General features: G+C 71.5%; 22 protein-coding genes. 11 read left to right on the plus strand and 11 right to left on the minus strand.

The genetic code is table 11. The annotated features are described in order from the left end of the window. Positions 1-138 precede the first annotated feature (138 nt). A complete protein-coding gene (locus OHS17_RS25275) occupies positions 139-2,694 on the plus strand; it encodes an FtsX-like permease family protein (protein ID WP_330313987.1) in 2,556 nt (851 codons plus the stop codon). Positions 2,695-2,740: 46 nt separating this feature from the next. On the opposite strand, the gene OHS17_RS25280 is transcribed toward OHS17_RS25275, so the two are convergent. The 8 genes from OHS17_RS25280 to OHS17_RS25310 form a co-directional block, all read right to left on the minus strand. Next, positions 2,741-3,130, minus strand: coding sequence for a rhodanese-like domain-containing protein (locus tag OHS17_RS25280; RefSeq protein WP_330313988.1), 390 nt, complete (start codon positions 3,128-3,130; stop codon positions 2,741-2,743). Beyond that, positions 3,127-3,642 (minus strand): cysteine dioxygenase, encoded by a 516-nt coding sequence (locus tag OHS17_RS25285; RefSeq protein WP_161210987.1) that lies wholly within the window; start codon positions 3,640-3,642, stop codon positions 3,127-3,129. The genes OHS17_RS25280 and OHS17_RS25285 overlap by 4 nt, the downstream gene beginning before the upstream one ends. Before the next feature lie 104 nt (positions 3,643-3,746). Next, positions 3,747-3,833 (minus strand): putative leader peptide, encoded by an 87-nt coding sequence (locus tag OHS17_RS33920; protein WP_311307652.1) that lies wholly within the window; start codon positions 3,831-3,833, stop codon positions 3,747-3,749. Between the two features lie 32 nt (positions 3,834-3,865). Beyond that, positions 3,866-5,482: an FAD-dependent monooxygenase gene (locus tag OHS17_RS25290; RefSeq protein ID WP_330313989.1), complete on the minus strand. Its 1,617-nt coding sequence runs from the start codon at positions 5,480-5,482 to the stop codon at positions 3,866-3,868. A 221-nt stretch (positions 5,483-5,703) separates the two neighbouring features. Further along, complete coding sequence (locus OHS17_RS25295; RefSeq protein ID WP_330313990.1) at positions 5,704-6,615, minus strand: amino acid ABC transporter permease; 912 nt, start codon at positions 6,613-6,615, stop codon at positions 5,704-5,706. Beyond that, the gene (locus OHS17_RS25300; RefSeq protein WP_330315348.1) at positions 6,612-7,280 is read right to left on the minus strand and encodes an amino acid ABC transporter permease; all 669 of its coding nucleotides are present in this window, start codon (positions 7,278-7,280) and stop codon (positions 6,612-6,614) included. Before OHS17_RS25300 ends, OHS17_RS25295 begins: the two co-directional genes overlap by 4 nt. A 75-nt stretch (positions 7,281-7,355) precedes the next feature. Further along, positions 7,356-8,198 (minus strand): glutamate ABC transporter substrate-binding protein, encoded by an 843-nt coding sequence (locus OHS17_RS25305; RefSeq protein ID WP_330313991.1) that lies wholly within the window; start codon positions 8,196-8,198, stop codon positions 7,356-7,358. Between the two features lie 69 nt (positions 8,199-8,267). Further along, on the minus strand, positions 8,268-9,056 hold the full coding sequence (locus tag OHS17_RS25310; protein WP_026171813.1) for an amino acid ABC transporter ATP-binding protein: 789 nt from the start codon (positions 9,054-9,056) through the stop codon (positions 8,268-8,270). A 328-nt stretch (positions 9,057-9,384) separates the two neighbouring features. Here OHS17_RS25310 and OHS17_RS25315 point away from each other — a divergent pair, with 328 nt between their 5' ends. Both OHS17_RS25315 and OHS17_RS25320 read left to right on the plus strand, forming a co-directional pair. Continuing rightward, positions 9,385-10,077 carry a response regulator transcription factor gene (locus tag OHS17_RS25315; RefSeq protein WP_330313992.1) on the plus strand — a complete coding sequence of 231 codons (693 nt, stop codon included), beginning with the start codon at positions 9,385-9,387 and terminating at the stop codon, positions 10,075-10,077. A 15-nt stretch (positions 10,078-10,092) separates the two neighbouring features. Beyond that, positions 10,093-11,487: a sensor histidine kinase gene (locus OHS17_RS25320; protein WP_330313993.1), complete on the plus strand. Its 1,395-nt coding sequence runs from the start codon at positions 10,093-10,095 to the stop codon at positions 11,485-11,487. Between the two features lie 3 nt (positions 11,488-11,490). Here OHS17_RS25320 and OHS17_RS25325 read toward each other — a convergent pair whose 3' ends face one another. Then, positions 11,491-12,489 carry a TAXI family TRAP transporter solute-binding subunit gene (locus OHS17_RS25325; RefSeq protein ID WP_330313994.1) on the minus strand — a complete coding sequence of 333 codons (999 nt, stop codon included), beginning with the start codon at positions 12,487-12,489 and terminating at the stop codon, positions 11,491-11,493. 99 nt (positions 12,490-12,588) lie between these two features. On the opposite strand from OHS17_RS25325, the gene miaB reads away from it, so the two are divergent. Together miaB and OHS17_RS25335 are read left to right on the plus strand one after the other, a co-directional pair. After that, positions 12,589-14,109: a tRNA (N6-isopentenyl adenosine(37)-C2)-methylthiotransferase MiaB gene (miaB, locus tag OHS17_RS25330; protein WP_330313995.1), complete on the plus strand. Its 1,521-nt coding sequence runs from the start codon at positions 12,589-12,591 to the stop codon at positions 14,107-14,109. A 50-nt stretch (positions 14,110-14,159) separates the two neighbouring features. Continuing rightward, entirely contained in the window at positions 14,160-14,873 is a 714-nt protein-coding gene (locus OHS17_RS25335) for a class III extradiol dioxygenase subunit B-like domain-containing protein (RefSeq protein WP_330313996.1), read from the plus strand. Positions 14,874-14,936: 63 nt separating this feature from the next. On the opposite strand, the gene OHS17_RS25340 is transcribed toward OHS17_RS25335, so the two are convergent. Next, the gene (locus OHS17_RS25340; RefSeq protein ID WP_018105314.1) at positions 14,937-15,182 is read right to left on the minus strand and encodes an antitoxin; all 246 of its coding nucleotides are present in this window, start codon (positions 15,180-15,182) and stop codon (positions 14,937-14,939) included. Positions 15,183-15,327: 145 nt separating this feature from the next. Between OHS17_RS25340 and miaA the strand changes: the two genes are divergently transcribed. From miaA to hflX, 6 genes are all read left to right on the plus strand, one after another. Further along, a complete protein-coding gene (gene miaA, locus OHS17_RS25345; RefSeq protein WP_330313997.1) occupies positions 15,328-16,266 on the plus strand; it encodes a tRNA (adenosine(37)-N6)-dimethylallyltransferase MiaA in 939 nt (312 codons plus the stop codon). 103 nt (positions 16,267-16,369) lie between these two features. Then, complete coding sequence (locus OHS17_RS25350; protein ID WP_330315349.1) at positions 16,370-16,822, plus strand: hypothetical protein; 453 nt, start codon at positions 16,370-16,372, stop codon at positions 16,820-16,822. A gap of 107 nt (positions 16,823-16,929) precedes the next feature. Next, a complete protein-coding gene (dapF, locus tag OHS17_RS25355) occupies positions 16,930-17,802 on the plus strand; it encodes a diaminopimelate epimerase (protein ID WP_330313998.1) in 873 nt (290 codons plus the stop codon). A 140-nt stretch (positions 17,803-17,942) separates the two neighbouring features. Then, complete coding sequence (locus OHS17_RS25360; protein ID WP_330313999.1) at positions 17,943-20,057, plus strand: RelA/SpoT family protein; 2,115 nt, start codon at positions 17,943-17,945, stop codon at positions 20,055-20,057. 116 nt (positions 20,058-20,173) lie between these two features. Next, positions 20,174-21,628, plus strand: coding sequence for a M1 family metallopeptidase (locus tag OHS17_RS25365; RefSeq protein WP_330314000.1), 1,455 nt, complete (start codon positions 20,174-20,176; stop codon positions 21,626-21,628). A 142-nt stretch (positions 21,629-21,770) separates the two neighbouring features. Beyond that, the gene (hflX, locus tag OHS17_RS25370) at positions 21,771-23,291 is read left to right on the plus strand and encodes a GTPase HflX (RefSeq protein WP_073861183.1); all 1,521 of its coding nucleotides are present in this window, start codon (positions 21,771-21,773) and stop codon (positions 23,289-23,291) included. 81 nt (positions 23,292-23,372) lie between these two features. Here the strand turns inward: hflX and OHS17_RS25375 are convergent, their stop codons facing one another. Then, a complete protein-coding gene (locus OHS17_RS25375) occupies positions 23,373-24,548 on the minus strand; it encodes a trypsin-like serine peptidase (protein ID WP_330314001.1) in 1,176 nt (391 codons plus the stop codon). Between the last annotated feature and the right edge of the window lie 2 nt (positions 24,549-24,550).

The raw sequence follows: 24,550 nt of genomic DNA on the forward strand, positions 1-24,550 counted from the left end.
GGCGGACACCGGGCCGCAAGAGCCGGCCGGGGGTCGGGGCCGGCTCACGTACGCCGTCGACGCCGCACCGGATGCCCGGGCGATTCGCGCCCGCCTGTTCGCCCTTCCGGACCCCGATCGATCAGAGACGGACGCCTCATGATGCTGCGCTATGCCCTGCGGACGATCCGGCACCGCAAGGCGGGATTCCTCGGGGCGTTCCTCGCCCTCATGTGTGCCGCCGCGCTCGTCACCGCCTGCGGCACCCTGCTGGAGACCGGGCTGCGCGGCCGGATCGCCACCGAGCGGTACGCGGCCGCCCCGCTGATCGTCTCGGCCGACCAGAACGTCCACCGCACGACCGTGAAGCACAAGGGCAACGGCAAGACGAAGACCAAGCACAAGGCGAAGCCCGTCGCCGAGCGGGCCTGGCTTCCCGCCGCCACCGCCGACCGGCTGCGCGACCTGCCGGGCGTCCGCACGGTCGTCCCCGAACTCACCTTCCTCGCCCAGCCGCTCGGGCTCCCCGCCCACGCGGCGGACGACGACGTCCCCTTCCACGGGCACGCCTGGTCGTCCGCCCCGCTGACCCCCTTCACGCTCAGCGCAGGCCGTGCCCCGGCGTCCGCCGACGACGTGGTGATCGACCGGACCCTCGCCGTACGGGCGGGCCTCGCGACCGGAGACCGGGTCACCGTGCAGTCGACCCGCGCCCCGCGCACGTACCGGATCAGTGGCATCGCCACGCCCCAGGGGCGGGGCGAACTCCGGCAGCAGCGCTCGCTGTTCTTCTCCGCCGCGGAGGCCCTACGGCTCGCGGACCGCGCGGGCCAGGTCAGCGCGATCGGCGTCCTGCCCGAGCCCGGCACGGACACCGGCACGCTGAAGGAACGGGTCACGGCCGCCCTCAAGGGCACCACCGCCCAGGTCGCGACGGGTGACGGACGCGGACCGGTCGAATTCCTCGACGCGGCGGGAGCCCGCGTCAAGCTGGTCTCGATGGGCGGGGCCATGGGCGGCACCTCGCTGCTGGTCGCGGTGCTCGTCGTCGTCGGGACGTTCGCCCTGTCCATCCAGCAGCGCCACCGCGAGCTGGCCCTGCTCCGTACCATCGCCGCCACCTCGCGGCAGGTCCGCCGACTGCTCGGCAGGGAAGCCCTGGTCGTCGGGGCCTTCGCCGGGGTCCTGGGCGCGCTCGCCGGACTGCCGCTCGCCGCCTGGCTGTACGGCAGGTTCACCGACATGGGCGTGACACCGCCGACCCTGGAACGCACAGCCGGGATCCTCCCCGCCTGCGCCGCCGTCGCGGTCACCCTGCTCGGCGCCTGGGCCGCCGCTCGGATCTCCGGCCGCCGGATCGCCGGGCTGCGTCCGGCCGAGGCCATGGCCGAGTCCGCGGTCGAGCGCGGCCGCCCGGCGCGGGCGCGCGTCCTCGTGGGGCTGCTCCTGCTCGCCGGCGGCGGCACGCTGGTCGGTGTCCTGAGCGTGCTGCGCACCGAGGCCGCCTCGACCCCCGTGACCTTCCTGGCCGTGGTGGTGCTGGCCACGGCGGTCGCGCTGCTGGGGCCGCTCCTCGTGCGGGCCGCCGCTTTCCTGATGGCGGGCGTGCTCCGGCGGACGGGCCCGATGAGCACCCTGGCGGCCGCGAACGTCCGGGGAAACTCCACCCGGATGGCCTCCGTCGTCACCCCGCTCACCCTGCTCATCGGCATGACGTGCACGGTCCTCTTCCTCCAGCCGACCATCGGTGACGCCGCGCGCGCCCAGGCCAGGGAGGGCACCCGAGCCACCTGGGTGCTCGGCGCGCAGGGGCCGGGCGTCCCGTCGGCGGCCACGGAGGCGGTCCGCGCGACGCCCGGTGTCACCGCCGCCACGGAGGTCGTACGGACCACCGTGCGGGTGGGACTGGAGAAGTACGCCGCGCAGGGCGTCACCGGTCCGGGGCTCACCCGCACCTGGGACCCGGAAGTGACGAGCGGTTCCCTTGCCGCGTTCGCCGCGAACGAGCGGACCGCCGCGATCAGCGAACTGGCCGCCGACCGGCTCGGGCTGCACGTCGGCAGCAAACTCGCCCTGCACCTCGGGGACGGCACCCCCACCACCCTCACCGTTGCCGCGGTCTACCACCGGGGCCTCGGCTTCGGGGACCTCACCCTGCCGCACGACCTGGTCGCGGACCACATGGACAACCCGCTCGCCTCAACGGTCCTGGTGGCCGGGGACGCGTCCGGGGGCGAACTGTCCGCCGCCGTGAAGAAGTTCCCCGGTGTCGAGGTCGCCACCCCGGCGGTCGCCGACCGGCTCCAGGCCGACCGGGGGCAGGAGAACGCCGAGGTCAACCTCCTTGCCATGGGGCTCGTTCTCGCCTTTACCGCCATCGCCGTCGTCAACACGCTGGCCATGTCGGTGTCGGAACGGTTCAGGGAGTTCGCCCTGCTGCGCCTCGCGGGTGCCACCCGCCGCCAGGTGCTGCGGATGCTCCGTACCGAGACCCTGACGGTCCTGGTGATCTCCGCGGCCCTCGGTACCGGTATCGCGCTCGCCGTGCTGACCGCGTTCAGCATCGGCATGACGGGGAGCGCGGCGCCCGGTGTCCTGCCCCTGGTGTACGGGACCGTGGTCGGCGTCGCCGCGCTGCTCGCCCTGGTCGCGACGGCGCTGCCCGGCCGGTTCGCGCTGCGGACCCGCCCGGTGGAGGTGGCCGCGGGCCGGTGACGAGGAGGGCATGAGGTGAGGGGGCGGCCCGTGCCGCCCCCTCACCTCATGTCTCGACCGGCAGACCCGCCGCGCGCCACGCCTGGAAGCCGCCCACCAGGTCCGTCGCCCGGTACAGGCCGAGGCGGTGCAGCGACTCGGCCGCCAGGCTCGACGCGTAACCCTCGTTGCAGATCACCACCACCCGCAGGCCGTGGTCCACCGCCTCCGGGACGCGGTGGCTTCCCCGCGGGTCCAGTCGCCATTCCAGTTCGTTGCGCTCGATGACCAGCGCCCCCGGGATCAGCCCGTCGCGCTCGCGCAGTTCGGCGTAGCGGATGTCCACGAGCAGGGCCCCCTCGGCGGCCTCCGCCCGCGCTTCGTGCGGCCCCAGCCGTTCGTAACCGGCCCTGACCCGCTCCAGCAACTCATCGATCCCGCGGGGCTCGTCGCTCACTGCCAGTCCTCCGGTCCCTCGGTCTGCTCCAGGCGCAGCACCGCGCCGGTGCGGCTGTAGCGCCGGATGCGCGGCAGCGGCGGGTAGTACGCGTGAACGGAGACGGCGTGCTCCGTGGCCGACTCGTTCAGCACCTCGTGGACGTGATGGCGGCCGAAGGCCCGGCCCCGGCCGGGGGTCAGCTCCCGGGTGCGGTCGATGTCCTCGGCCAGTTCCAGGGTCTTCCAGCCGTCGGTGGGCAGCCGGGCCGCGAGCGAGTGCTCCCTGAGCGCGCCGGCCGCGGTGAGGAAGGCGCCGATCGAATCGGCGTGATCGTGCCAGCCGGTACCGGTACCCGGCGGCCAGCCGATCAGCCAGGCCTCGCTGCCACCGGGCCCGTCGAGCCGGATCCAGGTGCGGCCCTCGGGGTCGAGGGGAAGGGAGGCGATGAGTGCGGTGTCCTCGGCGGTGCGGCGGACGAAGTCGAGCAGTTCCGCGGCGGTCGGAGCCGGCGCGGACGTGCGCGTGGGCACGGGAACAGCGGGGAAGGGGGAGGCAGACACGGAGACCGTCCTGAGAGTTCGCGCGGATGCCTCGCCGTACGGCACAGCGCACGGCGTCGGCAGGTGAAGGCGATTCAGCAGGACGGGCGACACACGCAGCCCGCATAGCGGAGCAGGTCCATATGGACCCTCCGCCACAGGCGCACATCGGTGTCGGTCATGACCGGGAGTAGACCATGTGCGCCCGTGAGGGTCAATTGACGTCCGCGGTCCTGTCGGCGCGCACCGCCGTCCGGGCAGCGCCGCCGCGCGCCGCGTCCGCCGCCGCGAACAGCTCGGCCGGACGCACCCCGCTGAACGCCTCCACGAGATGCCCGTCCGGCCTGACCAGCAGAACCGTGTGCGCGGAGGCCCCCGGATAGCTCTCGGCCACCAGCAGTTCGGCCTTCACCGGCAGCCCCGCGACGGCCTCCGCCAGCCGGGGCATCACTCCGGCGCGCATCCAGTGGCGCCGGTCCCACACTCCAGTGCCGGGCGCCACCAGCACCACGAGCAACTGCCCCTGCCCCAGCCGTTCCCGCAGCCGCACCGGGGTGCCGTCGGGCGCCGTGACCCGCACATCGGCCACCGGCGCACCGGGGGGCGTGCCCACCGAGGCGTGCGCCTCGCTGCGCGCGGGCGCAAGGGGGGACAGGGCATAGGAAGGGGGCGCACCGAGGGGGCCACAGCCCAGATGCCCGTCCATCAGCAGGGTGTCGTGCCCCCGTGCGCTCCCCGGTACGAGCGTCCGCAGGCCTCCGCCGCCCCGCAGTATCGGCAGCGACTGGTCGGCGGCCCGCAGCCGTGCGGCGACGGCGGCCCGGCGTTCGGCCTGGTAGCTGTCGAGGAGCGCGTCGGACGCCCCGTGGTGCCAGGCGAGGGCCAGCTTCCAGGCCAGGTTCTCCGCGTCCCGCAGCCCCTCGTCGAGCCCCTGGGTGCCGAGGGCGCCGAGCAGATGGGCGGCGTCCCCGGCCAGGAAGGAACGCTTCACCCGCCACCGCCGGGCCAGCCGGTGGTGCAGCGTGTAGACCCCGGTGTCCAGCAGCTCGTACGGGGGTGTCTCGCCGCACCAGCCCGCCAGGGTGTCCCGGACCCGGGTGACCAGCGCGTCCGGCGTGACCAGTTCGCCGCGCGCGGGCAGCAGCCAGTCCAGCCGCCACACGTCGTCGGGCAGCGGGCGCGCCGTGACCTCGGCGCCACCGGTGCGCCAGGGCGGCGACCGGTGCAGCACGGCCTCACCGGGCCGGGGCAGCTCGGCGCGCAGTGCGGCCACGGCGTGCCGTTCCACCGCCGTACGCCCGGGAAACCGGATGTCGAGGAGTTTGCGCACGGTGGAGCGGGCCCCGTCGCAGCCGACCAGGTAGCTCCCGCGCCACCAGGTCGATCCGGGCTCCCTGGTGTGCACGGTGATGCCGGCCGGGTCCTGCTCCAGCGTGTCGATGCGGCTGGGCCCCGCGGTCTGCACCAGCTCCTGCGCGGCCACCGCGTCCCGCAGGCCCCGGACGAGCGCGTGCTGCGGTACGTGGACGGAGGCGGCCGGTACCTCGCTGCCCGGGACCGGGTCCTCGCCGAGCGACAGCTCGCGCACCAGCTGCCTGCGCCGCACCGAACGCCAGCCGGACCAGCGCAGTCCCTCGTCCCGCAGCGCCTTGCAGCCCAGCCGCTCAAGGAAGGCCGCGGTGTCCTCGCGCAGCACGACCGTACGGGCGGGGCGTGTCTCGTCGTTGTCGGGGTCCTCGTCGAGCAGCACGGACGGCACGCCCTGTGCGGCGAGGGCCAGCGAGAGCGCCAGGCCGACCGGCCCGGCACCGACGACGATCACCGGGTCCACGGTGCGTCCCCCGTCGGAAGCGCGGCGAAACGGAACGGTCCGGTGGAACGGAACGGAAGGTGCGCGGGCGTCGAAGGGGGTGCTGCGGCGTCGGGGACTCGGTGCGCGATCACAGAACGTATGCAACCTACTGCCGGTGCTTGCGTCAAGCGACGCCGGAACGCGGCGAGGGGCGGTGGCAGGTGTGCCACCGCCCCTCGCGGGCGTCGTACGACGAGCCGTCAGGCGGCGGTTCCGTCGTCCATGTTGAGCGACGGCGCACCGACCGTCTCCGGTTCGCCCCCCGGCCCGGTGCCCACGACCGCGCCCGTGCTCTTCTTCCCGCGCCGGAGCCGACGCTCCAGCCAGCTGGCGAACGACGTCAGGGCGAAGTTCAGCGCGAGGTACACCACCGCGACGATCGTGAAGCAGGCGATGGTGTTCGCCCCGTAGTTCGCGGACATCGGCCGCACCGAGGCCAGCAGCTCCGGGTAGCTCAGTACCGCGCCGCCGAGAGCGGTGTCCTTCACGATCACCACGAGCTGGCTGACGATGGCCGGCAGCATCGCGGTGACCGCCTGCGGCAGCAGCACGAAGACCATCGTCTGGCCCTTGCGCATGCCGATCGCCTTGGCCGCGTCCGTCTGCCCGCGGGGGAGCGTCAGGATGCCTGCCCGCACGATCTCGGCGAGCACCGACGCGTTGTAGAGCACCAGACCCGTCACGACGGCGTACAGCAGACGCGTGTCCGGTTCCAGGTCGGTGTACTCGGAGTACATCGCGTTGGCGATGATCATCAGGAGCAGTACGGGAATGGCGCGGAAGAACTCCACGATCACTCCGCCGGGAACGCGCACCCAGCGGTGGTCCGAGAGCCGGCCGATCCCGAAGAGCGCGCCCAGCGGCAGCGCGATGAGCAGCGCGTAGAACGCCGCCTTGATCGTGTTCTGGAAGCCCGGCCAGATGTACGTCTCCCACGCCTGGGTGTCGGCGAAGAACGGCTTCCACTTGACCCAGTCGAGCTGGTGCTTCTCGGCGAGGCCGTCGTACACCCACCACACCACCGCCGCGGCGGCCAGTACGAAGAGAACGGTGTACAGGATGTTGCGCCGCTTGGCGCGGGGCCCCTGGGCGTCGTACAGGACGGAGCTCATCGCTTCACCGCCACCTTCTTGGCGACCCAGCCGAGGATGAGGCCGGTCGGGAGGGTCAGGATGATGAAGCCGAGGACGAACACACCGGAGATCAGCAGCAGCTGGGCCTCGTTCTCGACCATTTCCTTCATCAGGTACGAGGCTTCCGCGACCCCGATCGCCGCTGCGACGGTGGTGTTCTTCGTCAGTGCGATGAGTACGTTGGACAGCGGGTTGACCACCGACCGGAACGCCTGCGGGAGCACGATCAGCCGGAGCACCTGGCCGAAGCTGAGCCCGAGTGCCCGGGCCGCCTCCGCCTGGCCGACCGGCACCGTGTTGATGCCTGAACGGAGGGCCTCGCACACGAACGACGCCGTGTAGGCGGTGAAGGCGAGCACCGCGAGCCGGAAGTTGATGACCTTGAAGTCGCCTCCGCCCCCGAGTGTGATCTGAAGAGTCTGGAAGAGGCCCAGCGAGGCGAAGACGATGATCACGGTCAGCGGAATGTTCCGGACCACGTTCACATAGACGGTCGCGAAACCGCGCATCAGGGGGACCGGGCTGACCCTCATGCCGGCCAGCAGCGTTCCCCATACGAGGGAGCCGAGGGCGGAGAACACGGTGAGCTTCACCGTGACCCAGAAGGCCCCCAACAGGTCATAACCATCAAGAAAGTCGAACACGATCTCCCGTGCTTCCACGTGTAGGAGGGCGCGGCGCGCCGCCGTTCAGCGGCGGCGCGCCCGGTCAGCCCTGCTTCACTTGACGACGTTGCCGATCTTCGGAGCCTTCTCGTTCTTGTAGCCGGCCGGACCGAAGTTCGCGTCCACGGCCTTCTGCCACGAGCCGTCCGAAACCATCTTGGTCAGCGCGTCGTTGATCTTCTTCTTGAGGTCGGCGTCGCCCTTCTTCAGGCCGATGCCGTAGTTCTCGTTGGTCATCTTGAAGCCGGCCAGCTTGAACTTGCCCTTGTTGGCGTCCTGCGAGGCGTAGCCGGCCAGGATGCTGTCGTCCGTGGTCAGCGCGTCGACGGCCTTGTTCTCGAGGCCGGTCAGGCACTCCGAGTAGCCGCCGTACTCCAGCAGCTGCGCCTTCGGGGCCAGCTTGTCGTGGACGTTCTGCGCGGAGGTCGAACCGGCGACCGAGCAGAGCTTCTTGTTGTTCAGGTCCTCGGGCTTCTTGAACGAGTCGTCGTCCGCGCGGACCAGGATGTCCTGGTGGGCCAGCAGGTACGGACCGGCGAAGTCGACCTTCTGCAGGCGCTCGTCGGTGATGGAGTAGGAGGCGACGATGAACTTGACGTCACCGCGCGAGATCGCCGTCTCGCGGTCGGCGCTCTTCGTCTCCTTGAACTCGATGTTCTTGGCGTCGTAGCCGAGCTCCTTGGCGACGTACGTGGCGACGTCGACGTCGAAGCCGGTGAACTTGCCGTCCGGCGTCTTCAGGCCGATACCCGGCTGGTCGATCTTGATGCCGATGGTGATCTTCTTGCCGCCACCCGAACCGGCCGAGTCGTCCTTGTCGTCGGAACCACAGGCGGTAGCGGTGAGGGCGAGGGCGAGCACGGCGGCCGAGGCGGCGGTGACCTTACGAAGCTGCATGGTGGAATTCCCTAGAGTTGACGCGAAGTGAGTGATCAGCGGATACCGGAGCCGGTACGGCGGGCTCCGTCAGTGGTGAAGGATCTTCGACAGGAAGTCCTTGGCCCGGTCACTGCGCGGGTTGCTGAAGAACTGGTCGGGCGTGGCCTCTTCGACGATCTTTCCGTCCGCCATGAAGACGACCCGGTTCGCCGCCGAGCGCGCGAAGCCCATCTCGTGGGTGACGACGACCATCGTCATGCCCTCGCGGGCGAGCTGCTGCATGACTTCCAGCACCTCGTTGATCATCTCCGGGTCGAGAGCCGAGGTCGGCTCGTCGAAGAGCATGACCTTCGGGTCCATCGCCAGGGCCCGGGCGATCGCGACGCGCTGCTGCTGGCCGCCGGAGAGCTGGGAGGGGTACTTGTCGGCCTGCGTACCGACGCCCACCCGGTCGAGCAGCGAACGCGCCTTGTCCTCGGCCGCCTTCTTGTCCGTCTTGCGGACCTTCAGCTGCCCGAGCATCACGTTCTCGAGGACCGTCTTGTGGGCGAAGAGATTGAACGACTGGAAGACCATGCCGACATCGGCACGCAGCCGCGCCAGCTCCTTGCCCTCCGCGGGCAACGGCTTCCCGTCGATCGTGATCGCGCCCGAGTCGATCGTCTCCAAGCGGTTGATCGTGCGGCACAGCGTGGACTTACCGGACCCGGACGGCCCGATGACGACCACGACCTCGCCGCGGGCGATCGTCAGGTCGATGTCCTGGAGCACATGCAGCGCGCCGAAGTGCTTGTTGACGTTGCTCAGCACAACCAGATCGCCGGCGGGCGCGGGTGCAGCGTCCTCGGCGCCCTTGGTCACTGAAACTCCGCTCATCGGCTTCTTGCTCCGTCCTCCTCGGTTGGGAAGGACCCTAGTGACGCAGTGCTACGAACGTCATTACATCTGAGCGGAAATTGAGCATAACGATCCGGCGGCAACCGGACACTCCGTGTGAACGGGACGTCACGCCGCTCGTACCGGCCGTACCGGGTGCATAACGGAAACCCGGATACAACGGGCAGGCCCTTGACTGTCCACCCGTGATCGGCGTGGATTCCCTGGTACACCCCTACGTGAAACACCCCGGAACGGGGAAGTGACCGGGGGCGTACACGACCGTACGGACCGATCGCCGGCACACGCCGCTGCCAAGAGGGGGGCCATGAGACTGCTGCTCGTCGAGGACGACAACCACGTCGCCGCCGCCCTGTCCGCGATTCTCGCCCGGCACGGCTTCCAGGTCGTCCACGCCCGCAGCGGCGACGAGGCCCTGCAGGCGCTCCTGCCCACCGACACCGAGCCCTTCGGCGTCGTGCTCCTCGACCTCGGCCTTCCCGACCAGGACGGCTACGAGGTGTGCGGCAAGATCCGCAAGCGCAGTTCCGTGCCGGTGATCATGGTCACCGCCCGCGCCGACGTACGCTCCCGCATCCACGGACTCAACCTCGGCGCCGACGACTACGTGACCAAGCCGTACGACACCGGCGAGCTGCTGGCCCGTATCCACGCCGTCAGCCGGCGGAAGGCGAGCAACGAGGACACCGTGTCCACACCCGTCGCGGCGCTGCGCCTGGGGCACGTCAGCATCGAGCTGCCCACCCGCCGGGTCAGCGTCGACGGCACGGAGGTGCAGCTCACCCGCAAGGAGTTCGACCTGCTCGCGCTCCTCGCCCAGCGCCCCGGAGTGGTCTTCCGCCGCGAACAGATCATCAGCGAGGTGTGGCGCACCAGCTGGGAGGGAACGGGCCGCACGCTGGAGGTGCACGTCGCCTCGCTCCGGTCCAAGCTGCGGCTGCCCGCCCTGATCGAGACGGTGCGCGGGGTCGGCTACCGCCTCGTCTCCCCGTCCGCGTAAAGGCGTACGTCCCCGGTGCGTACCCGGCTGCTCCCGCTGCTCATCGTCCTGATGGCGAGTGTCCTGCTCGCCCTCGGCTTCCCGCTCGCCGTCAGCGTGGCCGCCGCCGAACAGCAGCGCGTCGTGATCGACCGCATCGACGACACGGCACGCTTCGCCGCACTCGCCCAGTTCATCACCGAGCGCACCAGCGGCTACGACGAACGGCGCCGTACCCTCCAGACCGAACTGGAAACGTACAACTCGGTGTACGGGATCCGCGCCGGTGTCTTCTACCGTGACGACTCCGCCATGGCGAAGGCCCCGGACACGTGGCGGCTGCCTGTCGAGGGGGAGGGGCGCGCCGCCTTCAGCGAGGCGCTGCTCGGCCGCCGCAGCCACGACCCGCCCCAGGTCTGGCCCTGGCAGAACGGCCGTGTGGTCGTCGCCTCGCCCGTCGTACGCGACGGAGACGTCATCGCCGTCGTCGTCATCGACTCGCCCACCGGCCAGATGCGCGGCGACACGATCCGCGGCTGGCTGCTCATCGCGGCGGGCGAGGCGGTCGCGATGCTGGTCGCCGTCGGCGCCGCGATCCGGCTCACCGGCTGGGTCCTGCTGCCCGTCGAGACCCTGGACGCCGCGGCCCACGACATCGCCAGCGGCCGCATGCGCTCCCGGGTCGCCGCATCCGGCGGGCCCCCGGAACTCAGGCGGCTGGCCCGCTCGTTCAACGAGATGGCCGACAACGTCGAGGACGTCCTGGAGCAGCAGCGCGCCTTCGTCGCCGACGCCTCCCACCAGTTGCGCAACCCACTGGCCGCCCTGCTGCTGCGCATCGAACTGCTCGCCCTCGAACTGCCGGAGGGCAACGAGGAGATCGCCTCCGTGCGCACCGAGGGCCGCCGCCTCGGCCAGGTCCTGGACGACCTGCTCGACCTCGCGCTCGCCGAGCACGCCGAGAGCGACCTCCAGCTCACGGACATCGGCGCCCTCACCGCCGAACGCGTCGCGTCCTGGCGGCCGGTGGCCGAGGAGAAGGGCGTACGGCTCCGGGCCGACGGACCGCCCGCCGTCACGGCCTGGGCGGACCCCATCGCCCTGTCCAGCGCGCTCGACGCCATCATCGACAACGCCCTCAAATTCACGCCCGCCGACGAGGAGGTCCGCGTCACCGTCGCCTCCGGCAGCGAGGACGTCACGGTGGCCGTCGCCGACGGCGGGCCCGGCCTCACCGACCAGGAGCTGGAACGGGTCGGCGACCGCTTCTGGCGCAGCTCCCAGCACCAGAACATCCAGGGCTCGGGCCTCGGCCTCTCCATCTCGCAGGCGCTCCTCGCGGCGGGCGGCGGCTCCCTCTCGTACGCGCGCAAGGAGCCGTACGGGCTCAGCGTCACGGTCTCCGTGCCGCGCCACGACCCCAAGGGCTGAGAGCTACGGCTTGACCGAGCGGTAGTAGCGCTTCGCCCCTTCGTGCAGCGGGAGCGGATCGGTGTAGATGGCCGTCCGCAGGTCCACCAGCTGCGCCGCGTGCACCTCGCGCCCGATGCGGTCGCGGCTGTCGATCACGGTCCGCGTGAACGCCTCGGTCATCGCCGCGTCCGTGCGGTCCGTGGTGACCAGCACATTGGCGACCGCCACCGTGGGTACGGCCTGGCCCTGCTGCGCGTTGCGGTACGCGTCGGCGGGCATCACGGCCGACCGGTAGTAGCGGGTGGAACCGCCCGCCGACTGGAGCTGCTTGATCAGCGGCTCCTCCAGCGGAACCAGCCGGATCGCGAACCGCTCCGACAGATCGGTCACCGCCGTCGTGGGCAGCCCGCCCGACCAGAAGAACGCGTCGATCCTGCCCTCCTCCAGCAGCTTCGGCATCGTGTCGATGCCCACCGGCAACGGCGTCACGTCATTGACCGGATCGAGACCCGCGGCCGTCATCAGCCGATCCGCGACCAGCTTCACCCCCGACCCCGCCTGGCCCACGGCGACCGTACGGCCGCGCAGATCCGCCACGCTGTCGATGTCCGAGTCCCGCTTCACGACCAGCTGTATGTAGTCGTCGTACAGCCGGACACAGCCGCGCAGCCGCTCGTAGCCGGGCTTCCGGGCGCGCAGATAGGTGGCGACGGCATCGGTGGTGGCGATGGTGAAGTCCGCCTTGCCCGCCGCGACCCTGGCCAGGTTCTGCTGCGAGCCCTCGCTGGTCTGGAGATTTATCGACACATCGGGCAGATCCTTGGCCAGGGCCCCCTTCAGCCGCTCCCCATAGCGCTGGTAGACGCCGCTGCGCACCCCCGTACTGAACGACAGGGTGCCGGTGGGCGCCGGGTCGCCGAGCGGGAGCAGCCACCAGAGCAGCAGTCCGAGCACGACGGCGAGGGCGGCGCCCGCCCGCAGGGAGCGACGCCGGCCGATTCGGGACAGGGCCGGGAGCATGGCGGCGATCCTGCCAGGTCGTTCCCGGCCGTGGCCAGGGGCGTCGTCGGATCACCCGCCCGAGGCGGAGGGATCCCGGACACCACCTACCCTTGTCACATGAGCAGCGGCAACCGGAGCGAAGCAGTGGACGTCAGAAAAAGCTATGAGGTGCGCACCTACGGGTGCCAGATGAACGTCCACGACTCCGAGCGCTTGTCGGGGCTCCTGGAGGACGCCGGCTACGTGCGCGCGCCCGAGGGCTCCGACGGCGACGCCGACGTCGTCGTCTTCAACACCTGCGCGGTCCGTGAGAACGCCGACAACAAGCTCTACGGCAACCTCGGCCGGCTCGCCCCGATGAAGACCAAGCGCCCCGGCATGCAGATCGCCGTCGGCGGCTGCCTCGCCCAGAAGGACCGGGACACCATCGTCCAGCGGGCGCCCTGGGTCGACGTCGTCTTCGGCACGCACAACATCGGCAAGCTCCCCGTGCTGCTGGAGCGCGCCCGCGTCCAGGAGGAGGCGCAGGTCGAGATCGCCGAATCCCTGGAAGCCTTCCCCTCCACGCTGCCCACCCGCCGCGAGTCCGCGTACGCCGCCTGGGTCTCCATCTCCGTGGGCTGCAACAACACCTGCACGTTCTGCATCGTTCCGGCCCTGCGCGGCAAGGAGAAGGACCGCCGCACCGGCGACATCCTCGCCGAGATCGAGGCCCTGGTCGCCGAGGGCGTCTCCGAGATCACCCTGCTCGGCCAGAACGTCAACGCGTACGGCTCCGACATCGGCGACCGCGAGGCGTTCTCCAAGCTGCTGCGCGCCTGCGGGAAGATCGAGGGCCTGGAACGCGTCCGCTTCACCTCGCCGCACCCGCGCGACTTCACCGACGACGTCATCGCCGCCATGGCCGAGACGCCGAACGTGATGCCGCAGCTGCACATGCCGATGCAGTCCGGTTCGGACCGGGTCCTCAAGGCGATGCGCCGCTCCTACCGGCAGGAACGCTTCCTCGGGATCATCGAGAAGGTGCGGGCCGCGATGCCCGACGCCGCGATCTCCACCGACATCATCGTCGGCTTCCCCGGCGAGACCGAGGAGGACTTCGAGCAGACGATGCACGCGGTCCGCGAGGCGCGCTTCGCGAACGCCTTCACCTTCCAGTACTCCAAGCGTCCCGGCACCCCCGCCGCCGACATGGAGGGGCAGATCCCCAAGGAGGTCGTCCAGGAGCGTTACATGCGCCTCTCCGCCCTCCAGGAGGACATCTCCTGGGAGGAGAACAAGAAGCAGGTCGGCCGCACCCTGGACGTCATGGTCGCCGAGGGCGAGGGCCGCAAGGACGGCGCCACCCACCGGCTGTCCGGCCGCGCCCCCGACAACCGCCTGGTCCACTTCACCAAGCCGGACCAGGACGTCCGCCCCGGCGACGTGGTGACCGTCGAGATCACCTACGCAGCCCCGCACCACCTGCTCGCCGAGGGCACCCCGGCCGCCGTGCGCCGGACCCGCTCCGGCGACGCCTGGGAGAAGCGGAACGCCGCCGCGGCCGCCAAGCCGGCCGGCGTCATGCTGGGCCTGCCCGGCATCGGTGCCCCGGCGCCGCTGCCCGCGACGGCGGCCCCTGGCTGCGGCTGCGACTGACCCCCTGGGCTGCGGCTGCGGCCGAGGTACGGCGCAGTACGCTGCCGACCATGCTTGTCGCCGCCGCTGTCTGCCCCTGTCCGCCGCTGCTCGTCCCCGACGTGGCCGCCGGTGCCGCACCCGAGCTGGACGCCGCCCGGACGGCGTGCACCGACGCCCTGGGCGTCCTCGCCGCCTCCCGGCCCGACCTGCTCGTGGTGATCGGCCCGGCCGGGCCCGATGGGCGCGGCAGCCACCCCGAGGGCGCCGTCGGCGGCTTCCGGGAATTCGGCGTCGACCGGGAGGTCCGGCTCGGCCGGGACCGGGGATCGCGCGACGCCCGCCCCCTCCCGCCCTCGCTCGCGGTGGGCGCCTGGCTCCTCGCCCGTACGGGATGGGCCGACGCCCCCGTCGAGGGCCTGGGCATCGCGGAGTCGCTGGAGGCCGCGCGCTGCACGGAGACCGGGCGGGAGCTGGCCCGCCGGGCGGACCGGGTCGCCCTGCTGGTGATGGGCGACGGCAGCGCCTGCCGCACGGTGAAGGCCCCGGGCTATCTGGACGAGCGCGCGGCGGCGTTCGACGCGGAGGCCGCGCGGGCCCTGGGCGCCGCCGACACGAAGGCGCTGACCGTGCTGGACGAGGCACTCGCGTACGAGCTGAAGGCCGCGGGGCGCGCGCCCTGGCAGGTGCTGGCGGGCGCGGCCGAGGGGGCCGGTCTGGCCGGCCGGCTGCTGTACGAGGACGCGCCGTACGGCGTGGGCTATCTGGTCGCCACCTGGGCCTGACAGCACCATGCGTGGAGGGCCCCGGAGCAAGCCTTGCTCCGGGGCCCTCCACGCATGGTGCTGTCAGGCTGCCGGCGGGGGCGTCGGAGGCGTGCCGCCGTCCTTGTTCGCCAGCTTGTCCACCGCGTCCTTGGCCTTCTGCCGGCCCGTCACGATCTTGTCGCTGTATTTGCCCTTGGTCTTCTCGTCCACCGTCCGGGCCGCCTTCTCAAGCCCTTGGTCGATCTTGTCCCCATGCTGCTGCGCGAGGTCGCTGACCTTCTCCTTGGCCGGGGCCAGCTTCGCCTTCACATTGTCCATGAAGCCCATCGGGCACCTTCTCCGCTCGGAAACTGTGAGAAATAACCCATATGTACAACCACTGTACGGGGAGGACCGCACTGTCGCGTCACCTTCCCCGCCCGGGCTTCCCTCATTCGGGATACGCGGCGCAGGTTTGAGGGAGACTGAGCCGGTGACAAGCTCAGCTCCCGCACCTCGGGTCATCACCGTCGTCGGTCCCACCGCAGCAGGTAAGTCCGACCTGGGGGTGTACCTCGCCCAGCAGCTCGGAGGCGAAGTCATCAACGCCGACTCCATGCAGCTCTACCGGGGGATGGACATCGGCACCGCCAAGCTGACGCTCGCCGAGCGCGCCGCCGTACCGCACCGGCTGCTGGACATCTGGGACGTCACCGAGACCGCCAGCGTCGCCGAGTACCAGCGCCTCGCCCGCGCCGAGATCGACCGGCTCCTCGCCGAGGACCGCACCCCGATCCTGGTCGGCGGCTCCGGCCTGTACGTGAAGGGCGCGATCGACGCCCTGGAGTTCCCCGGCACGGACCCCGGCGTCCGGGCCGCGCTGGAGGCGGAGCTGGACGCACACGGCTCCGGAGCACTGCATGCCCGGCTCGCCGCCGCCGACCCCGAGGCCGGCCGCGCGATCCTCCCGAGCAACGGCCGCCGCATCGTCCGCGCCCTGGAGGTCATCGAGATCACCGGCAAGCCGTTCACCGCGAACCTCCCCGGCGACGACGCCGTCTACGACGCCGTCCAGATCGGCGTCGACGTGGAGCGCCCCGAACTCGACGAGCGCATCGCCCTGCGCGTCGACCGCATGTGGGACGCGGGCCTCGTGGACGAGGTGCGCACCCTGGAGGCGCAGGGGCTGCGCGAAGGGCGTACCGCCTCGCGGGCCCTCGGCTACCAGCAGGTGCTGTCCGCGCTCGCCGGCGAGTGCACCGAGGACCAGGCGCGCGCCGAAACCGTGCGCGCCACCAAACGCTTCGCGCGCCGTCAGGACTCCTGGTTCCGCCGCGACCCGCGCGTCCAATGGCTCAGTGGTGCCGTGCAGCACCGCGGGGAACTCCCCAGCCAGGCGCTGGCGTTGGTCGAACGAGCGGTTACAGCCTGATCACGTGATGGCATCGGGACGCTCCGCCCGTCATTTCGGCGACCGCGGCCGTGCCATCATCGAGCATCGATCGACTGAGTCCGAGTTGGGAGGGCGCGTGGCGATGGAGGCCGGCCCTCGCGACACGGAACGAGACGCACCGGAACACGGCGCACCGGGCGCCGGGCACGAGGCGGACAGCCTCAGCCCGGACGGGCCCGACGAGCTCGACGTGACCCCCGAGGTCGAGGTCGAGCTGCGGCCCACCCGACGGCTGCGCATCTGGCAGCTCGCGCCCATCGTCATGCTCGCCGCGGTGGGCTCCCTGATGTTCGCCTTCCCGCTGGCCTTCGAGTTCGGTGACGGCGGCGCGGTCGTCGCCATGCTGGGCCTCCTGATCAGCTGCTGCGCCGCCGGGTGGTCCATGATGGCCGCCCGCCGCGTCGGCTACGCCTGGCCCGGACTGCCCTCCCGAGGCTCCGCGCAGCGCCCGGACTGGCGCGTGATCGCGCTCTACGCCGGGGTCTGCGCGGTGCTCGTCGCGCTCGCCGTCTGGCGCGTGGCCCGGCTGCGCTGACCTGCCGGGACGCGGGGCCGGAGACATCGGCCCGGAGAGCGCCCCATGCCCCTGTCCGCGCAGCGGACCGTTTTCCGGCTGTCCGTGCCGCCTCGTACAGTTGTCCCGTGACCACCTCGCAGATCGCCTTCCTCAAGGGCCACGGCACCGAGAACGACTTCGTGATCGTTCCCGACCCGGACAACGCCCTCGACCTGCCCGCCTCCGTCGTCGCCCGGCTCTGCGACCGCCGCGCGGGCATCGGCGGCGACGGCCTGCTGCACGTCGTGCGCTCCGCCGCGCACCCCGAGGCCAAGGCGATGGCCGAGGACGCCGAGTGGTTCATGGACTACCGCAACTCCGACGGCTCGGTCGCCGAGATGTGCGGCAACGGCGTACGGGTCTTCGCCCGCTACCTCCAGCGCGCCGGTCTGGTCGAGCCGGGCGACCTCGCCGTCGCCACCCGGGGCGGCGTCAAGAAGGTCCACCTCGCCAAGAACGGCGACGTCACCGTCTCCATGGGGCGCGCCCTGCTCCCCGCCGACGGCGTCACCGTCACCGTGGGCGGCCGGGCCTGGGACGCCCGCAACGTCAACATGGGCAATCCGCACGCCGTCGCCTTCGTGGACGACCTGGACCACGCCGGTGATCTGCTCACCGAGCCCGCCTTCGCCCCGGCCGCCGTCTACCCCGAGGGCGTCAACATCGAGTTCGTCGTGGACCGGGGCCCCCGCCACGTCGCCATGCGGGTGCACGAGCGCGGCTCCGGCGAGACCCGCTCCTGCGGCACCGGCGCCTGCGCGGTGGCCGTCGCGGCCGCCCGCCGGGACCAGACCGACCCCGCGCGGACCGGCGAGCCCGTCACGTACACCGTCGACCTCCCCGGCGGCAGCCTCGCCATCACGGAGCACCCGGACGGCGGGATCGACATGACCGGACCGGCCGTCATCGTCGCCGAAGGCATGATCGATCCGGCCTGGCTCGAAACGCCGAACGGCTAACGCTTCGCTCGAATGGGTGATCCGTTTCACGCTGGGCGAGAGCGGGACTCCGCCACGTGGTGGGCTCGGTAGCATCAAGCACCGGCCCGGAGGCGCGCCGCGCCTCCCCACCGCCGGTCGACGTCGCCGGAGGTGCCCCCATGAGTGCAGAGGCCACCAGCCCAGGTGCTCCCATCCGCAGGCGGGGCCGTCCCCGGATCGACCTCCGCAGGCTCGGCAGAGCCGCGCTCTTCGGTCCGGTCTCCCGCGACCGGCTCCCCGACGCGATCGCGCATGTCGCCGAGGTGCACCGTTTCCATCATCCCGACGCCGACCTCTCGGTCCTGCAACGCGCCTATCTGCTCGCCGAGACCTCTCACCGGGGGCAGATGCGCAAGAGCGGTGAGCCCTTCATCACGCATCCGCTCGCCGTCACCCTGATCCTCGCCGAGCTGGGCGCCGAGACGACCACGCTGACCGCGTCCCTGCTCCACGACACCGTCGAGGACACCGAGGTGACCCTCGACCAGGTGCGGGAGGAGTTCGGCGAGGAGGTCTGCTACCTCGTGGACGGCGTCACCAAACTCGAAAAGGTCGACTACGGGGCCGCCGCCGAACCCGAGACCTTCCGCAAGATGCTCGTCGCCACCGGGGACGACGTGCGCGTCATGTCGATCAAGCTCGCCGACCGGCTGCACAACATGCGCACCCTCGGCGTGATGCGCCCCGAGAAGCAGGCCAGGATCGCCAAGGTCACCCGCGACGTGCTGATCCCCCTCGCCGAACGGCTCGGCGTCCAGGCGCTCAAGACCGAGCTGGAGGACCTGGTCTTCGCCATCCTCCACCCCGAGGAGTACGCGCGCACCGACGCGCTGATCACCGAGGCGGCCGACGGCCCCGACCCGCTCGGCGCCACCGCGGGGAACGTGGCCTCGGTGCTCCGTGAGGCCGGCATCTCCGCGGAGGTCCTGGTCAGGCCCCGCCACTTCGTCTCCGTCCACCGCGTCCGCATCAAACGCGGCGAACTGCGCGGCAGCGACTTCGGACGGGTTCTCGTGCTCGTCGGTGAGGACGCCGACTGCTACGCCGTCCTCGGCGAGCTGCACACCTGCTTCACCCCGGTGATCTCCGAGTTCAAGGACTTCATCGCCGCCCCCAAGTTCAACCTGTACCAGTCGCTGCACACCGCGGTCGTCGGCCCGGACGGCGAGGTCGCCGAGATCCTCATCCGCACGCACCGCATGCACAAGGTCGCCGAGGCCGGCGTCGTCGCCCTCGGCAATCCGTACGCCTCCGAGGGCGCCCCCCAGACCGCCGAACCGGCCGACGGCGAACGCGCCGACCCCACCCGCCCCGGCTGGCTCTCCCGCCTCCTCCAGTGGCAGCAGTCCGCACCCGACCCCGACACCTTCTGGACCAGCCTGCGCGCCGACCTCGCCCAGGACCGCGAGATCACCGTCTTCCGCACGGACGGCGGCACGCTCGGCCTGCCCGCCGGCGCCAGCTGCGTCGACGCGGCCTACGCCCAGCACGGCGACGCCGCCCACGCCTGTATCGGGGCCCGGGTGAACGGCCGGCTGGCCACCCTGAGCACCGTCCTCAAGGACGGCGACACCGTGCAGCCGCTGCTCGCCGAGGACGCCGCCTCCGGCCCCTCGCCGGACTGGCTCGACCACACGCGCACCCCCGCCGCCCGCATCGCCATCACCGGCTGGCTCGACGCCCACCCGCAGACCGCGGAGACCGGCCGGCCCGGTGTGCCGGCCGACCCCGGCCCGCAGCCCGTCCCGGCCCCGGCGCCCCGGACCGCCCGCGCCCGCACCGCGACCGCCGTGACCGAGCGGCCGGACGCCGCGGTACGGCTCGCCGGCTGCTGCACGCCCGTGCCCCCCGACGAGGTCACGGGCATCCCCGTACGCGGCGGCGCCGCCGTCACCGTGCACCGGCTGGAGTGCCCCGCCGTGGCCCGCATGGAGGCGGTCGGGCGGACACCGGTCGCGGTGAGCTGGGGCGACGAGCAGGCGTGCCGGGTGACCCTGGTCGCCGAATCGTTCGGCCGCCCCCGGCTGCTCGCCGACCTCACCGAGGCGATCGCGGGGGCCGACGCCGCGGTGATCTCCGCGACCGTCGAACCGCCGACCGAACAGCGCGTACGGCACACCTACACGCTGCGGCTCCCGGACGCGGCGGGTCTGCCCGCGCTGATGCGCGCCATGCGCGAGGTGCCCGGTGTGTACGACGTGAGCCGCGCCCAGCATCCGGCCGGGGCGCTCTGAGGCACCGGGCGGTCAGCCGGGTTCTCTCTGGCACCGGACCCTCAACCGCGTTCTCATTCGGGTGGCGCGGCGCGCGCCGCGCCCGTCCGGCGGGGCGGCGCTGATAGCCGTAGTGCATGCCGTTCCTCTCCCGCCGCTCGCGGGCCGCCGTGCTGGCCGCCGCGTCGGCCGCCCTCGTCGCCGCCACCCTGCCCGCCGACCCGGTGCCCCTCGGCATCGGCGACCCGCTCTTCCCGCACCTCGGCAACCCCGGCTACGACGTGCTCGCGTACGACATCGGCCTCACCTACAAGGGCCGCAACGACGTGCCGCTGGACGCCGTCACCACCATCGACGCGCGGACGACCGAGCCGCTGGACCGGATCAACCTCGACTTCACCCGGGGCACCGTGCGCTCAGTCGCCGTCAACGGGCTGCGCGCCGGATTCGAGACCGCGGGCGAGGACCTCGTCGTACGGCCGGCGGGCCGCATCCCGGCCGGGGTGCCCCTGCGCATCACCGTCCGCCACACCAGCGATCCCAACGGCGAACAGGACAGCGGCGGCTGGGTGCGCACGGCCGACGGGCTCGCGATGGCCAACCAGGCGGACGCCGGACACCGGGTCTTCCCGAGCAACGACCACCCCGCCGACAAGGCGTACTTCACCTTCCGCGTCACCGCGCCGAACGACAGGACCGTCGTCGCCAACGGCGTCCCCACCGGCCGCAGCCGCAACGGCGACAGCACCACCTGGACCTATCGCACCGAACACCCCATGGCGACCGAACTGGCCCAGGTCAGCATCGGCGACTCGACCGTCGTACGGCGGACCGGACCGCATGGACTGCCCGTCCGCGACGTCGTACCCACCGCCGACCGGGACCGCGTGGAGACCTGGCTGAAGAGGACCCCCGCCCAGCTGGAGTGGATGGAGCGGCAGGTCGGCCGCTACCCCTTCGAGAACTACGGAATCCTCGTCGCCGACACCGAGACCGGGTTCGAGCTGGAGACCCAGACCCTGTCCCTCTTCGAGAAGCGCCTGTTCACCGACACGCGCTTCCCCGCCTGGTACGTCGAGTCGGTCATGGTCCACGAAATGGCCCACCAGTGGTTCGGTGACAGCGTCTCCCCGCAGTCCTGGTCCGATCTCTGGCTGAACGAGGGGCACGCCACCTGGTACGAGGCGCGGTACACCGAGGACCACATGGACGCCCCGCTGGAGGCACGCATGCGGAACGCCTACATCCGCTCGGACACCTGGCGCGCCGCCGGAGGCCCGCCCGCCCGGCCCGCGGCCCCGAAGCCCGGCCAGAAGATCAGCCTGTTCAGGCCCGTGGTCTACGACGGCAGCGCCCTCGTCCTGTACGCGCTGCGCCAGGAGATCGGGCACGACGCCTTCGGCCGGCTGGAACGGCTCTGGGTCCACAAGCACCGCGACTCCAACGCCGCCACGGCCGACTTCGTCCGGCTCGCCTCGCAGGTGGCGGGACGCGATCTGACCGCCTTCTTCGACGGCTGGCTGTACGGGACGAAGACACCGCCCATGCCGGGGCACCCGGACTGGCGGAGCACCGCGCCGGCCGCCTCGTAAACCGGGGTGACGCCCCGCGCCCGCCGTGCCACTATCGACGGGTCGCCGAGGCGGCCGGAGCGGAGCACTTCCCCCTCGGGAATCTTCCGCACAGGTCACGCGTTGTGACTGATGCAACCACTTCTATCGACGTAAGGATCCAATGACCTCCTCTTCTTCCCTTCCCCAGGACGCGCAGAACGCGCAGAGTGCCACGGAGAACGCGACCGAGAGCCTCACCGAGGGCCTGCGGGCCGACGCCCTGATGGAAGAGGACGTCGCCTGGAGCTTCGAGATCGACGGAGAGCGGGACGGCGACCAGCTGGACCGTTCGGAGCGTGCCGCGCTGCGGCGTGTGGCCGGCCTCTCCACCGAGCTCGAGGACGTCACCGAGGTCGAGTACCGACAGCTCCGCCTGGAGCGCGTCGTGCTCGTCGGTGTCTGGACCTCGGGCACCGTGCAGGACGCGGAGAATTCGCTCGCCGAGCTGGCGGCCCTCGCCGAGACGGCGGGCGCCCAGGTGCTCGACGCCGTCTTCCAGCGCCGCGACAAGCCCGATCCGGCCACGTACATCGGTTCCGGCAAGGCCCGCGAACTGCGTGACGTCGTCGTGGAGACCGGAGCCGACACCGTCGTCTGCGACGGTGAGCTGTCCCCGGGCCAGCTGATCCACCTGGAAGACGTCGTCAAGGTCAAGGTGGTCGACCGGACCGCCCTGATCCTCGACATCTTCGCCCAGCATGCCAAATCCCGAGAGGGCAAGGCGCAGGTCTCCCTGGCGCAGATGCAGTACATGCTGCCCAGGCTCCGCGGCTGGGGTCAGTCGCTGTCCCGTCAGATGGGCGGTGGCGGTACCAGCGGCGGTGGCGGCATGGCGACCCGTGGTCCCGGTGAGACCAAGATCGAGACCGACCGGCGCCGTATCCGCGAGAAGATGGCGAAGATGCGCCGGGAGATCGCGGAGATGAAGACCGGCCGCGACCTCAAGCGCCAGGAACGCCGGCGCAACAAGGTCCCCTCGGTCGCCATCGCCGGATACACCAACGCCGGCAAGTCCTCGCTGCTCAACCGCCTGACCGGGGCGGGAGTGCTGGTGGAGAACGCCCTGTTCGCCACCCTCGACCCGACCGTGCGCCGGGCCGAGACGCCGAGCGGCCGGGTCTACACGCTCGCCGACACCGTCGGGTTCGTACGGCATCTGCCGCACCACCTGGTCGAGGCGTTCCGCTCCACCATGGAGGAGGTCGGGGACTCCGATCTCATCCTGCACGTGGTGGACGGCGCGCACCCGGTGCCGGAGGAGCAGCTCGCCGCGGTGCGTGAGGTGATCCGCGAGGTAGGCGCGACGGACGTGCCCGAGATCGTCGTGATCAACAAGGCGGACGCGGCGGACCCGCTGGTCCTCCAGCGCCTCCTGCGCAACGAGAAGCACGCCATCGCGGTCTCCGCCCGCACCGGAGCCGGCATCGACGAGCTGCTCGCGCTGATCGACAGCGAGCTGCCCCGTCCGTCGGTCGCGGTCGAGGCACTCGTGCCGTACACCCAGGGCGGACTCGTCTCCCGGGTGCACGCCGAGGGCGAAGTGGTCTCCGAGGAGCACACCTCGGAGGGCACGCTGATCAAGGCGCGGGTCAACGAGGAGCTGGCCGCCGAGCTCGCCTCGTTCATCCCCGCCGTGCACTGAGCCGCACCGCACCCGGAACGACCGGAAGGCCCGTCCCCTCGCGAGGGGACGGGCCTTCCGGCCTTCGTACGGACGGCGTCGCTACTGGGCGCCGTACTTCTCGCTCATCATCGTGAAGATCTGCTCGGCGCCCTCACCGAGGTGCGGTCCCGCCAGCCAGCCCGAGGTGACCGGGCCGATGGACGTGTTCGAGACCAGCGCCGGCTTTCCGTCGCTGCCCTCGCTGAACCAGCCGCCACCGGACGAACCACCGGTCATCGAGCAGCCGATGCGGTACATCGTGGGCGTGGCGGGGCTGATCGAGAGCCGGCCCGGACGGTCGACGCACTTGTGCATGATCAGACCGTCGTACGGCGGGGCCGCCGGGTAGCCCCAGGCGCCCATCGCGCTGATCTGTGAAATCTCGGGGGCGTCGAAGTTCACCGCGAGAGCGTTGCCCACGGTCTCCTCGAGGGACTTGGTGCCCTGCTCCGGCTTCACGTGCAGCACCGCGTAGTCGTACGGGGCGCCTTCGCCGCCCGTCGGGCCGCCGTCCTTGATCCACTCACCGGAGGTGCTGGCCCAGTCGGCCCAGTACGCGCCGTACGGGGCGATCTCCTGCGGCTGCGCGTTCTGCAGCGCCGCGGGGCTCTTGCCCTGGTCGTTGTACGCGGGCACGAAGACGATGTTGCGGTACCAGCCGCCGGCGGATCCGGCGTGCACGCAGTGCCCGGCGGTCCACACCAGGTTGGACTTCCCCGGGTGCTTCGGGTCCTTGACGACCGTGCCCGAGCAGACCATGTGGCCCTTGGGGGAGTCGAAGAAGACCTTCCCGACCGGGGCCGCGTAGTTGTGGTACGGCGTCTTCTCGCGCTCGGCGGTGACCGGCCGGGGCTCCGGGTCGGAGACGCCCTGGTCACCGGAGAGGTCACCGGCGGCCATGGTCTTGGCCGGGTCCTTCGCGGACTTCATCCGGTCGGGCTTCCACAGCCCCTCGATGACCGGGTTGACGAAGTCCTTGGCCTCACGCAGCCACTTGTCCTTGTCCCAGTTCTTCCACTCGCCGTCGCGCCACTTGTCCGGGTCGATCCCGTGCTTCTTGAGTTGGTCGGCCAGCCCGGCGGGAAGGCCGCTGCCCTCATCGGTGCCACCCGAGGCCGATGCGGAGGCGGCCGGCTTGTCGGCGCCCTCGTCCTCGGTGGGGCCGCAGGCCGTGGCCGTCAGCGCGAGCGCGGCGACCAGACCGGTCGCGGCGAGCAGCGGACGTATGGATCGCATGA

It is taken from the genome of Streptomyces sp. NBC_00523 (assembly GCF_036346615.1).
Lineage (GTDB): Bacteria > Actinomycetota > Actinomycetes > Streptomycetales > Streptomycetaceae > Streptomyces.

Coding starts and splice junctions, on each gene's coding strand:
- OHS17_RS25350 (WP_330315349.1), top strand. CDS start 16,370: ATGGAGGCCGGCCCTCGCGACACGGAACGAGACGCACCGGAACACGGC.
- OHS17_RS25340 (WP_018105314.1), bottom strand. CDS start 15,182: ATGGGCTTCATGGACAATGTGAAGGCGAAGCTGGCCCCGGCCAAGGAG.
- miaB (WP_330313995.1), top strand. CDS start 12,589: ATGAGCAGCGGCAACCGGAGCGAAGCAGTGGACGTCAGAAAAAGCTAT.
- OHS17_RS25335 (WP_330313996.1), top strand. CDS start 14,160: ATGCTTGTCGCCGCCGCTGTCTGCCCCTGTCCGCCGCTGCTCGTCCCC.
- OHS17_RS25310 (WP_026171813.1), bottom strand. CDS start 9,056: ATGAGCGGAGTTTCAGTGACCAAGGGCGCCGAGGACGCTGCACCCGCG.
- OHS17_RS25275 (WP_330313987.1), top strand. CDS start 139: ATGATGCTGCGCTATGCCCTGCGGACGATCCGGCACCGCAAGGCGGGA.
- OHS17_RS25295 (WP_330313990.1), bottom strand. CDS start 6,615: ATGAGCTCCGTCCTGTACGACGCCCAGGGGCCCCGCGCCAAGCGGCGC.
- hflX (WP_073861183.1), top strand. CDS start 21,771: ATGACCTCCTCTTCTTCCCTTCCCCAGGACGCGCAGAACGCGCAGAGT.
- OHS17_RS25375 (WP_330314001.1), bottom strand. CDS start 24,548: ATGCGATCCATACGTCCGCTGCTCGCCGCGACCGGTCTGGTCGCCGCG.
- OHS17_RS25360 (WP_330313999.1), top strand. CDS start 17,943: ATGAGTGCAGAGGCCACCAGCCCAGGTGCTCCCATCCGCAGGCGGGGC.
- OHS17_RS25315 (WP_330313992.1), top strand. CDS start 9,385: ATGAGACTGCTGCTCGTCGAGGACGACAACCACGTCGCCGCCGCCCTG.
- OHS17_RS25325 (WP_330313994.1), bottom strand. CDS start 12,489: ATGCTCCCGGCCCTGTCCCGAATCGGCCGGCGTCGCTCCCTGCGGGCG.
- OHS17_RS33920 (WP_311307652.1), bottom strand. CDS start 3,833: ATGACCGACACCGATGTGCGCCTGTGGCGGAGGGTCCATATGGACCTG.
- OHS17_RS25305 (WP_330313991.1), bottom strand. CDS start 8,198: ATGCAGCTTCGTAAGGTCACCGCCGCCTCGGCCGCCGTGCTCGCCCTC.
- OHS17_RS25365 (WP_330314000.1), top strand. CDS start 20,174: ATGCCGTTCCTCTCCCGCCGCTCGCGGGCCGCCGTGCTGGCCGCCGCG.